The sequence below is a fragment of the Caulobacter henricii genome (assembly GCF_001414055.1).
GTDB lineage: Bacteria > Pseudomonadota > Alphaproteobacteria > Caulobacterales > Caulobacteraceae > Caulobacter > Caulobacter henricii.
Genome location: NZ_CP013002.1, coordinates 866,051 through 878,364, shown reverse-complemented (window position 1 = coordinate 878,364; position 12,314 = coordinate 866,051). Strand labels below are relative to the sequence as shown.

The 12,314-nt window shown below is 67.5% G+C and carries 14 protein-coding genes; 5 read left to right on the top strand and 9 right to left on the bottom strand.

From position 1 onward, the window contains the following. The first annotated feature begins 38 nt into the window (after window positions 1–38). Both sfsA and AQ619_RS04135 read left to right on the top strand, forming a co-directional pair. The gene (sfsA, locus tag AQ619_RS04140; protein ID WP_062144670.1) at window positions 39–740 is read left to right on the top strand and encodes a DNA/RNA nuclease SfsA; all 702 of its coding nucleotides are present in this window, start codon (window positions 39–41) and stop codon (window positions 738–740) included. Between the two features lie 79 nt (window positions 741–819). Continuing rightward, the gene (locus AQ619_RS04135; protein WP_062144667.1) at window positions 820–1,209 is read left to right on the top strand and encodes a hypothetical protein; all 390 of its coding nucleotides are present in this window, start codon (window positions 820–822) and stop codon (window positions 1,207–1,209) included. Window positions 1,210–1,218: 9 nt separating this feature from the next. Here AQ619_RS04135 and AQ619_RS04130 read toward each other — a convergent pair whose 3' ends face one another. Both AQ619_RS04130 and AQ619_RS04125 read right to left on the bottom strand, forming a co-directional pair. Continuing rightward, complete coding sequence (locus AQ619_RS04130; RefSeq protein WP_062144657.1) at window positions 1,219–2,112, bottom strand: fatty acid desaturase; 894 nt, start codon at window positions 2,110–2,112, stop codon at window positions 1,219–1,221. Beyond that, window positions 2,109–2,303, bottom strand: a complete 195-nt coding sequence (locus tag AQ619_RS04125; protein WP_062144654.1) for a hypothetical protein — start codon at window positions 2,301–2,303, stop codon at window positions 2,109–2,111. Before AQ619_RS04125 ends, AQ619_RS04130 begins: the two co-directional genes overlap by 4 nt. A 179-nt stretch (window positions 2,304–2,482) precedes the next feature. Between AQ619_RS04125 and map the strand changes: the two genes are divergently transcribed. From map to AQ619_RS04110, 3 genes are all read left to right on the top strand, one after another. Continuing rightward, the gene (gene map / locus AQ619_RS04120; protein ID WP_062144651.1) at window positions 2,483–3,313 is read left to right on the top strand and encodes a type I methionyl aminopeptidase; all 831 of its coding nucleotides are present in this window, start codon (window positions 2,483–2,485) and stop codon (window positions 3,311–3,313) included. Between the two features lie 167 nt (window positions 3,314–3,480). Next, complete coding sequence (radC, locus tag AQ619_RS04115) at window positions 3,481–4,233, top strand: RadC family protein (protein ID WP_062144648.1); 753 nt, start codon at window positions 3,481–3,483, stop codon at window positions 4,231–4,233. 85 nt (window positions 4,234–4,318) lie between these two features. Beyond that, window positions 4,319–5,584, top strand: a complete 1,266-nt coding sequence (locus AQ619_RS04110; protein ID WP_062144646.1) for a dipeptidase — start codon at window positions 4,319–4,321, stop codon at window positions 5,582–5,584. Between the two features lie 14 nt (window positions 5,585–5,598). Here the strand turns inward: AQ619_RS04110 and msrQ are convergent, their stop codons facing one another. The 7 genes from msrQ to AQ619_RS04075 form a co-directional block, all read right to left on the bottom strand. After that, window positions 5,599–6,213, bottom strand: coding sequence for a protein-methionine-sulfoxide reductase heme-binding subunit MsrQ (msrQ, locus tag AQ619_RS04105; protein ID WP_062144643.1), 615 nt, complete (start codon window positions 6,211–6,213; stop codon window positions 5,599–5,601). Window positions 6,214–6,274: 61 nt separating this feature from the next. Next, window positions 6,275–7,195 carry a protein-methionine-sulfoxide reductase catalytic subunit MsrP gene (gene msrP / locus AQ619_RS04100; protein WP_062144640.1) on the bottom strand — a complete coding sequence of 307 codons (921 nt, stop codon included), beginning with the start codon at window positions 7,193–7,195 and terminating at the stop codon, window positions 6,275–6,277. Between the two features lie 72 nt (window positions 7,196–7,267). Continuing rightward, on the bottom strand, window positions 7,268–7,873 hold the full coding sequence (locus AQ619_RS04095; protein ID WP_062144638.1) for a periplasmic heavy metal sensor: 606 nt from the start codon (window positions 7,871–7,873) through the stop codon (window positions 7,268–7,270). After that, window positions 7,870–8,298 (bottom strand): hypothetical protein, encoded by a 429-nt coding sequence (locus AQ619_RS04090; protein ID WP_062144635.1) that lies wholly within the window; start codon window positions 8,296–8,298, stop codon window positions 7,870–7,872. The genes AQ619_RS04095 and AQ619_RS04090 overlap by 4 nt, the downstream gene beginning before the upstream one ends. A 13-nt stretch (window positions 8,299–8,311) precedes the next feature. After that, complete coding sequence (locus AQ619_RS04085; protein ID WP_062144632.1) at window positions 8,312–8,872, bottom strand: RNA polymerase sigma factor; 561 nt, start codon at window positions 8,870–8,872, stop codon at window positions 8,312–8,314. A 30-nt stretch (window positions 8,873–8,902) separates the two neighbouring features. Beyond that, window positions 8,903–9,337: an EF-hand domain-containing protein gene (locus AQ619_RS04080; protein WP_062144628.1), complete on the bottom strand. Its 435-nt coding sequence runs from the start codon at window positions 9,335–9,337 to the stop codon at window positions 8,903–8,905. Window positions 9,338–9,386: 49 nt separating this feature from the next. Continuing rightward, entirely contained in the window at window positions 9,387–12,281 is a 2,895-nt protein-coding gene (locus AQ619_RS04075; protein WP_062144625.1) for a bifunctional [glutamine synthetase] adenylyltransferase/[glutamine synthetase]-adenylyl-L-tyrosine phosphorylase, read from the bottom strand. Between the last annotated feature and the right edge of the window lie 33 nt (window positions 12,282–12,314).

The following is a 12,314-nucleotide window of genomic DNA, read 5'->3' as shown; positions in this document are numbered from 1 at the left end:
CATCGCATCATCTTTGTCCCACCCGACTTAGGGCCGCCATGCTGCTCCCGCAACCGCTCGTTCGCGGCCGACTCGTCCAGCGCTACAAGCGCTTCTTCGCCGATCTGGTGCTGGATGACGGGCGGGCCATCACGGCCCACTGCCCCAATCCCGGTGCGATGCTGGGGGTCAACCTGCCCGGACAAGGCGCCTGGGTGTCGTGGTCGGACGATCCCAAGCGCAAGCTGGCCTGGAGCCTGCAACTGGTGGAGACCGAGACCAGCCTGGTCGGCGTCAACACCCTGCTGCCCAACCGACTGGTCGCCGAGGCCCTGGCTGCCGACTCCATTCCCGAGCTGTCGGGCTATGCGACCGTCAAGCCGGAGGTGAAGTATCGCGAGGCCAGCCGCGTCGACTTCCTGCTGACCGATCCCGCCCGGCCGCCCTGCTGGCTGGAGGTCAAGAACGTGCACCTGTCACGCACCCCGGGCCTGGCCGAGTTTCCGGACTGCAAGGCGGCCCGGTCGACCCGGCATCTTGCCGATCTCGCCGCCCAGGTCGCCGAAGGGCATCGGGCGGTCGCCCTGTTCGTGGTCCAGCGCGCCGACTGTGAGGGCTTCAAGGCCTGTGAAGACCTTGACCCCGCCTTCGCGCGGGGCCTCGCCCAGGCAGTGGAGGCCGGTGTCGAGGTGCTGGTCTATGGCTGCGATCTCAGCCCGCAGGCGGTCCGCATTGCCCGCCGCCTGACCCTGCTCCCTTAACGGACATGACGGCGAATTAAGCTGCATTCGCGGCCGCCCTCACTAACCTCCCGCCGCGAGCTTGGGGGATGTGCAGCACATGAAATTCTCGACCCTGACGGCGCTGTGCGCCGTCCTGGCCCTGTCGGGCTGTGGCGCCTCCGAGGGCGGCAAGGAGGGCGGCATGATGACCGCCCTGCGCGCCGTCTTCGCCTTCAAGGCCTGCACAACCAAGCTGGAAGAGCAGTTCAAGCTGGGGCCGATCAACAATGTCACGTCCAGCGACATGGATCCTGTCTCTGTCGGCAAGTCCGGTGACTGGGACGTCAAGTTCACCGCCGATGTCACCGAGAAGACCTCGGGCCGGGTATCCCGCTACAAGGGTGTCTGCCGCGTACGCCGCGACCGGCCGACGACGCTGGAGGCGCGCTTCCTGGAAGAGGTCAAGCCCGCCGCCACGCCGGGAGAGGCCCGCCGCATCAAGTCCTGAACCGCCGGCCTAAAGCGCGCCCAGGTCACAGCCCCGGGCCTTGAGGATAGGCCGCATCGCCCAATAGGCCGCCGGGGTCCGCATCAGCGGGATGCGCGGATAGAGATGGTGGATGATGTGAAACTGCATCCCCATGGTCAGGATATTGCCCAGCGGACTTCTGAAGGCCCGGGTGTCGCGATAGCGACCGATCGCCTTGGCCGGGTGGTGCGGGGCGAAGCTCAGAAAGTACTGGATATAGGTGGCCGCCAGCTGGCGCGGCAGCCACCAGATCAGGGCCGCCTCAATCGCATGGCCGCTCCAGGCCAGGGCGAACAGGATCGAAAAATGGCCTAGCCGATAGACGGCGGCGATAATCATCGCGCGGCGGGCCTCGTCGGTGCCCAGACGCATCAGCGTCTCGCCATAGGCCTTGTCGCCGGCCCCCGACGGCTGGCGGTTGGCGATGGTCCTCCGCAGGAAGTCCAGGGTTCCGTCGGCGTGGGTGCTGTAGTCCGGATCGAGGTCCGGATGATTGGCGTGCTTGTGGTGCTCGTAGTGGGTCAGGCGGGCCACGTCATAGGGCAGCACCAGAGACAGGGTCGAGATATGGCCGACCAGCTCGTTCAACCAGAACAGCGGCTGACCCTCGCGGGCGATGATGCGGTGCTGGGCCTCATGCGAGGGCAGATAGCTCAGGGCGATACTGACGGTCGCGATCGGGAAGGCCGCCCAGAGCGGCAGAAGCCCTGACAGGGTCAGGGGCCAGAGCGAGAACCAGACCGCAGTATTGACCAGGGCCCAGGTCACCGAGCCCCAGGGCACCCCGCCCAGATAGGCCTCGGCGACGGTCTTTTCGAGCCTGATCAGGGCCCGCTCGTCGAGGCCTGCGACCTCGGCGTCGGTGAGGGTCGGCGCGCTCATATCCAGCGGCCCTTCACGGTGGCGAAACCGCCCCACAGCCCGCCGACCAGCAGACCCAGTACCAACGGCGAGAAGCCATTGGGCAGCGTCCAGCCGAAGCGTTCGATGATCTGCGCCAGCAGGGGAGCCAGGAAACCCAGTCCGAACAGCAGGGGCATGACCCTGAACAGGCCGGTCAGTAGTTGCTGCATGGCTGGCTCGCCTTCCCGCTGCCGCCGGTCTGAACGCCAGCGCGGAAACAAAAATGACGCCCGCGTCATCTTTGTCAAGGCATCGTGCCGGCGCGATGATCTGGCAGAGGCGGCCATTGAAGTTTCATGCTAGGATGGCGAGATACGGTTTAACGCCGCCTGCCCCGCCCGAGTACGCCATGACCCTTGACGACGCCCTTGAGATCGAAGCCGAGACCCGCACGGGTGCGATCAAGATTCACAAGGCCGAAGATTTCGAAGGCATGCGCCGCGCCGGCAAGCTGGCGGCAGAGTGCCTGGACATGCTGATCCCGCACGTGGTGCCGGGTGTCTCGTCCGACCATCTCGACACCCTGGCCCGCGAGTTCATTCTCGACCACAAGGCTATCCCGGCCTGCCTGTTCTATCGCGGCTATCCCAAGACGGTCTGCATCTCGCGCAATCACGTGGTCTGCCACGGCATTCCAGGCGACTGGGCCCTGCGTGACGGCGACATCGTCAATATCGACGTCACGGTGATCGTCGACGGCTGGCACGGCGACACCTCGCGCATGTATGGCGTCGGCGAGGTCGGCCCCCGCGCGCGGCGGCTGATCGAAATCACTTATGAAGGCATGGCCCGCGGCCTGGCCGCCGTGAAGCCCGGTGCGACCCTGGGCGACATCGGTCACGCCATCCAGTCCTATGTCGAGGCCCAGCGCTGCAGCGTCGTCCGCGACTTCTGCGGCCATGGCCTGGGCCGCGTGTTCCACGACGCCCCCAACATCCTGCACTTCGGCCGTCCCGGCCAGGGCGCGGTGCTGAAGCCCGGCATGTTCTTCACCATTGAGCCGATGGTGAATCTGGGCAAGCCGGCCGTGAAGGTGCTGGGCGACGGCTGGACCGCCGTGACCCGGGACAAGTCGCTGTCGGCCCAGTGCGAACACTCGATCGGCGTGACGGAGGACGGTTATGAGGCCTTCACCGCCTCGCCGGCCGGCCTGTTCCAGCCAGCAATCCTGGGCGGCTGATCGCGCATAGCGCGCATTATTCCGATAGACAATCCAGGCGGAATTGGCGAAGCTTTCGCCATGACCGAAGCTGAAAAACTCGCGCATTTTCGCAGGTTCATCGGGTGGTGTTGCCTTCCGATCTGGGTTGCGCCTGCCCTGAACCGGCAGGCCTAGGGCGCGCGATCATGGTTCAGGCCGCCTCGCTCAGCCCTTCGCCGCCGGACCCCGAGGTCGAGCGGCTTGGCAAGCCGGGGCGCGCCGCGACCAGCGATCCGAATGCCGGCCATCGCGAAAGGCTGCGGGCCAGGGCCAGGGCCGGCGGCCTGGTCGCCCTGCCCGACTATGAACTGCTCGAACTCTATCTCTTCCGGACCTTTGCGCGCGGCGACGTCAAGCCCAGGGCCAAGGCCCTGCTGGCCCGGTTCGGCTCGTTCGGCGCGGTGATCGCCGCCAGTATCGAGGAGCTGATGACCGTGCCGGGGATCGGCGAAACCGCCGCCCTCGACATCAAGCTGCTGCACGAGGCCGCCCTGCGGGCCGGTCGCGACAAGATCGTCAAGCGCCCGGTGATCTCATCCTGGAGCGCCCTGCTGGGCTATGTCCGCGTCGCCCTGGCCAATGAGCCGCGCGAACAGTTCCGGGTACTGTTCCTCGACAAGAAGAACCAGCTGATCGCCGACGAGGTGCTGAACCGCGGCACCGTCGACCACGCGCCGGTCTATCCCCGTGAAGTCATGCGGCGGGCGCTTGAGCTGTCGAGCAGCAACATCATCCTGCTGCACAACCACCCCTCGGGCGATCCCACCCCCTCGCGGCCGGATATCGACATGACAAAACAGGTCATCGACGCCGGTCGGGCGCTGAAGATCAATGTCCACGACCATCTGGTGGTCGGTCGGGACGGCGTGGCCAGCTTCAAGGCGCTGGGGCTGATCTGAGGGCCGGTTGACGACTTCGCCTTGACGCGCCCCAGCCCATCCCTGACCGTCGCAGCCACCGCCAGTGCCTGACCCCGGAGCCCGCATGTCCCCTCGCCTTCTGACCGCCTTGCTGGGCTCGGCACTCCTGCTCACCGCCGTCGGTCCGGCCACGGCAGCGCCCAAGGCTCCGCCAACGAAGGCCCCGGCACTCAAGCCGGGCGTCTCCAGGGCCGACATGGCCCTCCATCAATCGATCCTGACCCTGGACACCCATCTGGATACGCCGGAGCATTTCGCCCGGCCGGGCTGGAGCATGCTGGACCGCCACGCCGTATCGAGCGACTTCACCCAGGTGGACCTGCCGCGCATGACCGAGGGCGGCCTCGATGGCGGGTTCTATGTCATCTATACGGGCCAGGGCGAGCTGACGGCCGAAGGCTATCGCTTCGCCCGCGACTTTGCGCTTCGGCGGGCTGTCGAGATCCGGGAAATGGTCGCCGCCCATTCCGACCGGTTCGAGCTGGCCTATACCGCTGACGACGCGGTCCGGATCAACAAGGCCGGCAAGTCCTTCGTCTATCAGAGCATCGAGAACAGCTGGCCCATGGGTGAAGATCTCACCCTGATGCAGACCTTCTACCAGGCCGGCGTGCGGATGGCCGGTCCGGTTCACTTCCGCAACAACCAGTTCGCCGACAGCTCAACCGATCCCCGGGGCAAGATCTGGAACGGCTATTCGCCCCTTGGCCTGCGCTGGCTGGCGGAAGCCAACCGGCTGGGCATACTGGTCGATGTCAGCCACGCCTCCGACGAGGTGGTCAGCCAGTCGATCGCCCTGTCGAAGAGCCCGGTCGTCGCCTCGCACAGCGGGGCGCGGGCGATCTATGATCATCCGCGCAATCTCAATGACGCCCTGATCCGCAAGATCGGCGAAAGCGGCGGCGCGATCTGCATCAACTCGGTCTATCTGGCCGCGACCCCCACCAGCCCAGAACGCAAGGCGGCCCTCGAGGCGCTGGGCAAGCAGCCGGACTTTGACACCCTGTCACCCGCAGAGGTGAAGGCCTGGGCCGACAAGATCGCCGCCGTCGACAAGCTCCATCCGCCGGTCCGGGCCAATTTCGAGATCTTCATGGCCAGCATGCTGCACGTCCTGAAGATCACCGGGCCCAAGGGCGTCTGCGTCGGGGCCGACTGGGATGGCGGCGGCGGCGTCGAGGGCCTGGAAGACGTGGCCGACCTGCCCAAGATCACGGCGCGGCTGAACGCCGAGGGCTATACGGACGCCGACATCGCGGCGATCTGGAGCGGCAATGTGCTGCGCCTGATCGGACAGGCCCAGGCCTATGCGAAGAGTGTGGCGAAGTAGAAAATCCTCCCCCATCAGGGGGAGGATTTCTTGACCCGATCCCAGACCCGCCAGGCCATCAGCACCGTGAACACCGCCGCATAGACCAGCGGCGGGCGATGGTCGGCCTTGACCAGCAGATAGTAGTGGGCGACGCCCAGCGGCACGATCAGATAGACCAGCCAGTGCAGCCTCTGCCAGGTGGCCCGGCCCAGTCGCAGGATCCAGCCGTTCGTCGAGGTCACGGCCAGGGGGATCAGCAGCACGAAGGCGGCCATGCCCAGGGTGATGAAGGGCCGCTTCAGGATGTCCTTCCACAGCTGGCCAAGGTCGAAGAACAGGTCGACCCCGACATAGCTGAACAGATGAAGCAGGATGTAGCTGAAGGCGAAAAGGCCCACCGTGCGCCGGAACCGCACCAGGCGAGGCCAGTTCAGGATCCGGGCCAGGGGCGTAATGGCCAGCCCGACCAGCAGCAGACGCAGGCCCCAGACGCCTAGTTGCCGGATCAGCTTCTCGATCGGATTGGCCCCGAGGTCGCCCTGAAAGCCCTTCCAGGCCAGCCAGGCCAGGGGCGCAAAACAGGCCAGCCAGACCAGGCCATAGACAAGGTTGTCCTGCAGCTTCGAAGGCCGGCGCCGCTTGCTCATGCCGATGCCCCGATCCGAAGGTCCGGCAGGGCTGCAGGGACGAGCCCCTGGTCGCGAACCATCAGTAGTTCGCCTTCAGATCCATGCCGCGATAGAGGTCGGCGACATACTGGCCATAGCCGTTGAACGGCAGGGTCTCGCGGCGCTTGAATTCGCCGATGCGGCGCTCGGTCGCCTGCGACCAGCGGGGATGGTCCACGGCCGGATTGACGTTGGAATAGAAGCCGTACTCGCGGGGTGCCGAGATGTTCCAGGCCGTGCGCGGCTGCTTTTCGGTCAGGCTGATCCGGACAATCGACTTGATGCCCTTGAAGCCATATTTCCACGGCACGACCAGCCTCAGGGGCGCGCCGTTCTGGTTGGGCAGGGTCTCGCCATAGAGACCCACGGCCATCAGCGTCAGGGGGTGGGTGGCCTCATCGATGCGCAGGCCCTCGCGATAGGGCCATTCCAGAACGTTCCAGGCCTGGCCGGGCATTTCGGACGGCCGCATCAGGGTTTCGAACGCGACAAACCTGGCCTTGGAGGTCGGCTTGACCGAGGCGATCAGGTCCCGGAGCGGAAAACCGACCCAGGGAATGACCATCGACCAGCCCTCGACGCAGCGCATGCGATAGATGCGCTCCTCCAGCTTGTTCTGCTTGATCAGGTCGTCGATTCCGACCGTGCGCGGGGCTTCGCATTCGCCATCGATCCGCACGGTCCAGGGGCGGGTCTTCAGCTTGCCGGCGTTCTCAGCCGGATCGGCCTTGTCGACCCCGAACTCGTAGAAGTTATTGTAAGTCGTGACATCTTCCCGCGACGTCAGCTTCTCGGTGGTGGAAAATCCCTTGGAAAAGCGCAGAGGGGCGGCGTCGGCGGTGCTCGCCAGACCGGCGAGGCCCAGGCCCGCCGCTCCGCCGATGAACTCGCGTCGCCTCAGATAGAGCCCGTGATCCGTGACGTCGTTTTCAGTCAGGTCAGGGGCGTTGCGGATCAGCATGGCAGGCTCCGAAGGAGGTTCACCAGCAAGATACGCATCACCCGGCCTTTTGGTTACGCCAAAAGCTGATTTTCAGTCCTCTTGCGGCTTTGCCCCCTTCTGGCGCGGCGCATAGACCCGGGCCAGGCCGTCAGCGAGGGTGGCCCGCTCGGCGGGTGAAAGGGTGGCGGCAAAGCGGGCCACAGCGCTCTCGACATTGCCCCGCGCCTCCAGATCCAGAGCCCGGGCTGCCCCCAGCCGCTTGCTGACATCGGCTGGGTCATAGGGTCCGGACCGGAACAGCTGAATCGCCGCCTGGCGCTCGGCCTGGGCCTGTCGCGTCAGGGCCCGGTTGCGCTGGTTGGCGTCCCTCAGGGTGCGCCGCAGCGCCTGCCGGGTCTCGGGGGAAAGATCCTTGCCGGCGGTCCAGAGGGCCGGCCGGGCGGGCGGGTCGGAGGGGCGCGCCACCGGCCTCGACATGGCAGGATCCGCCTGGGGCCGATCCTGAAGCACCGGGGCCGGATCAGGTGCGGTTCCTGTCCCGACAGGGCGCTCCATCGGCATGGGGCCCGGGGCCTTCTGAACGGCGGAGGGGGCAGACGGACGCATCCACAGGGCCCCCGCTATGCCCCCGATCAGGAAGAGGTTGAGCGCCGCCGACACGATCAGGCCGATCAGCAAGGGGCGTTGGGCGATCATAGGGCTGCGGGCTCCTCGAGAGCGTCTGACAGGTCGGCGGTGAAATCGGCCGCAATCAGGGTCTCTTCCTGCTGCACGATCGGGCGATCAGCCTGGCCGATCGAAATGCCGACCGCCACGCCGGCCAGGGCCGCTGCGCCCAGGCCCAGAGCGGCGCCGGCACCCGCCAGCCAGCGGCGGGCAAGCCGCAGGGGTTGCGGCGCGGCCGCAATCAGGCGTCCCAGAAGGGCCGCGTCTGCGGCCTGGGCCGGCGCGAGGTCAAGAAGACGATCCAGTTGGGCAGCCTCGACCAGCACCGGCTCCAGGGCTCCGGACGTCGAGATCAGCAGGGCGCGCGCCGCCTCGCGCTCGGACTCCGGCCAGCGCGCCAGGTCGCCGCCATAGCTTTCCGCCAGGGACTTGAAACGTTCGAGGGTCATGGTCATGCCGCCATCTCCTTCAGGCTCTCGGGGCCGCGAGATCGGCCAGAGCCGTGCGCAGCGCTCGCCGCCCCCGCCCGAGCAGCCCCTCCAGCGCCTCGACGGTGATCGACATCAGGGCCGCAGCCTCGATATTGCCCAGGCCCTGATGATGGCAAAGAACTATTGCCTCGCGTTGACGCGCCGGCAGGGCCGCCAGCGCCGCCTCGACCTGGCGTGAAAGATCGGCCCCGATCAACCCTGCATCGGGGGCAGGACCGGTATCGACCTGCTCCGGGGGCTCGGCGGTCACCACCTCGCGGCGGCGGCGCAGGCGGTCGTAGCAGAGATTCAGCGCCACACGATGCAGCCAGGTATCGAACTTCGCGGCACCCGGCCGCCAGGATCGCGCCTGTTTCCAGGCCCGCAGGAAGGTCTCCTGCGCCACATCCTCGGCTTCGCCGGCGTCGTTCAGCATCCGCCGCGCCAGGGCGAGAACGCGCGGCAGGCGTCGGTCCAGCAGCTGGCGAACGGCGGCCGGGTCGCCCCGGCCCACCCCCGTCAGCAGGGCCTCGTCGGGATCGCTCCCCCCGGCCACCAAATCTCACCTCGCCGCGCGCGACCACATCAATCAGATCCCGACCTTGGCCTTGCCGGCCCGGGGCTTCAACTCCGCCGTCGACAGGGTGCCGTCATTGTCGGCATCCATGCGCTTGAAGCGGCCGGCCAGAAAGCTGTCCAGTTCGCCGCGCGTCAGGGCATCGTCATTGTCAGAGTCGACGCGCGACCACAGGCGGTCTGCGCCCTTGCCGGGCTTGTCAGCGTCCGGGGCAGAGGCGTCCGCCGCCGGCTTGCGCATGGCGGCAAACTCCGCGCGCGACAGCTTGCCGTTCTTGTCGGCATCGAGCCGGCCCATCATCTGGTCGCCGCGTCCGGCCTGAAACTCGGACAGCGTGACCTTGCCGTCGGCATTGGCATCCAGCGAGGCCGGCCCCTTGGGTGCCGCCAGGGCCGGGCCTGCGAGCAGCATCACGGCAGCAGCGGCGATCAGAATTTCTTTCGACATAAGACTTCGTCTCCAAGACGTTGTGCGCCCGTCCCATGCCTCTTGAACGTCAGACCCCGGCGTTTCCGTCGCGGCGCACAATGGCCTCAAAGGCCGCCCGCGCCTCGGTCTTGGCCCGGGCCAGCTTGGTCTTCAGGGACCGGAACTCCCGCACATGACCGGCACGGGCCAGCAAGACCCGGAAGGCCCGGGACTCAGCCTCCGGATCGGCCCCGTCCTCGAGGGCGACCTTGATCAGTTGCGAGAGGTCCTGTTCCAGCCGCCAGGCCGCCTCGAGACTGGACAGGCCGGCCGGGTCGGCAAGGTTGGCCGTCTTCAGGGCGGCCAGGGCCTCGCCGGTATTCTGGGCCAGGGGCCCTCCCGCCGCCGCATGCTTGAGCTGCAGATACTGGGCGACAAACTCGATATCGACCAGACCGCCGGGTGACAGTTTCAGATCCCAGACCCCCTTGCCGGGACGCTCCTGCTCCATCAGTTCGCGCATCTCGAGCACGTCAACGGCGGTCTTGCCCGGGTCGCGCGGACGCCGCAGGGCGGCCTCGATGGCGGCTTCGGCCCGGACCTGAAAGGCCGGCGAACTGGCCCACATCACCCGGGCCCGGGTCAGGGCCAGCAGCTCCCAGGTCTCGGCCTCGCGGGCATAATAGTCCTCGAAGGCGGCGAAACTGACCGCCACCGGTCCCTTGGTCCCGGAGGGCCTCAGCTTGAGATCGACCTCATAGAGGGTCCCCTCCCCGGTCGGGGCCGACAGGGCGGAGGTCAGGCGCTGGGTGAAGCGGGCATAGAAGCTCTCGGCGCCCCAGCCCTTGATGGCCGACTGGGCGGTCGGGTCGTCGGCCGCATAGAGGGTCATCAGATCCAGGTCGGACTTGGCGGTCATCTCGCGCGAGCCGGCCTTGCCCAGGGCCACCACCGCAACCTCGCCAGGGAATTCACCGCCCAGACGGACCGTTTCGGCCAGGGCGGCCGGCGCCAGACCCCGGACGATCAGGTCGCCCAGACCGGCAAAGGCCGCGCCCGCATCGCGCGCCCCGGCCGTGCCGCTCATCACCCGCACGCCGATCCGGAAGCTCTGGTCGCGAAACAGCCGGCGGGCGGAATCCATCGCCCCCTCGAAATCGCCGGGATCCCAGGGCGGGCTTTCCGGCACGGTCATCGGACCGAAAAAGGCTGGGTCCAGCAGGGCATCCAGGGCGGTCGGTCGCCGCGCCAGGGTGGCGGCCAGCCGCGGGGCGAAAGCCATGACCTCGACGATCAGCTCGAACAGGCGTGGCTGGGCCAGAAACAGCGACTGGATCTGAACCCCGGAACTCAGGCTGGCGAAGAAGTCGGCAAAGCGGTTGAAGGCCGTGTCGGGCGCGCCGGAGGCATTGGCGGCGTCCAGCAGACGGGGGGCCAGGCGGGTAAAGAGCTCGCGGCCGCGTTCGGTCCGCGTGGCGGCGATCCGGCCATGGTGCCAGCTGCGGATCGTGGCCGCGACGCGCTCCGGGCTGGAAAAGCCCATGCGCTTGAGGGTGGCCAGGGTCTCGGGATCGTCCTCGACGCCGGTGAAGACCAGGCTGCCGAACCGTGAGGACAGTTCCTCCTCGCCCGCGAACAGCCGGCCATAACGCTGGTTGACCCCCTTCAGGATCCGGCCGACCGCCGCGTCGAAGCTGCGCAGGGCGTCGTGGTTCCAGAGCGCCGCGACCTTCTTTCGGTCGGCGTCAGACTCCGGCAGCTTGTGAGTCTGGTCGTCGGCGATCATCTGGGCGCGATGTTCCAGGGCCCTCAGATCCTGATAGGCCGTGGTCAGCCAGTCCGCATCCTCGACCGTCACATGGCCGGCGCCTGCCAGGGCCCTAAGGGCGTCCAGCGTGCGAGGACTGCGCAGGTCCGGCTGCCGACCGCCCAGGATCAGCTGCTGGGTCTGGACGAAGAACTCGATCTCGCGGATCCCGCCGCGCCCCAGCTTGAGATCTGCCCCCTTGGCGGTCAGGCGGTCATCGACCTTGTAGGTATGGATCTGCCGCTTGATCGAGTGAATGTCGGCGATGGCCGCGAAATCGAGGTTCCGCCGCCAGATAAAAGGCTGCAGGGCCGCCAGAAAGGCCTCGCCCTCGCGGCGGTCGCCGGCCGCGATGCGGGCCTTGATGTGCGCCGCCCGCTCCCAGTTCTGGCCGACGCTTTCATAGTAATCCATGGCCGCATCAAGCGGCATGGCGGGCGGGGTCGAGGACGGATCGGGGCGCAGGCGCAGGTCGATGCGGAACACATAGCCGTCGGCCGTGCGCTCCTGCAGGATCCGGCCCAGATGGTTGGCGATCCGCACGGCCACGCCCTGGGGCTCGACGCCTTCCGCGACCGGCAGCTTCTCGGGCGCGTAGAAGATCGAGAAATCGATGTCGCTGGAATAGTTGAGCTCGAAGGCCCCGTGCTTGCCCATGGCGACGCAGAACAGGCCCGGCGCAGGACCAGCCTCCGTATCGCCCAGATGGGTCAGGGCACCGCGATCGACCTCCAGCCGGACGGCCTGGGCCAGGGCGGCCCCCAGGGTTGCATCGGCAAAGCGGGTCAGGGCCCCGGTGACCGCGTCGAGATCCCAGACGCCCCCGAGATCGCAGAGCGCGGTCAGCAGATGCAGGTCTGCCTTCAGCTCGCGCAGCACCCTGCGCGCCGTCTCGAAATCCGGCTCTTCGCCGACCGCCCTGGCCCGGGTGAGGATGTCGTCCAGGCGCTGGCCGGGCTCGGACGTCAGAATCGTCGGCAGACGGCGGGCGTCGCGGCGGGCCAGGCCGGTCAGATAGGGCGAGGCGGCAAACACCGGGGCCAGGGCCGGCCAGGCGGCTTCAACCAGATCCGACGCCTCGCCGACCCGCTTGAGGACCGCCTCATGGGCGCGCTCGGCCGCCTTCGGATCGACGATGGGACCACACGGGGCGAGACGTTCGAGCAGGCGAGTCATGGCACCACCGTGGCCCGGGCCGCATCGCGCGAC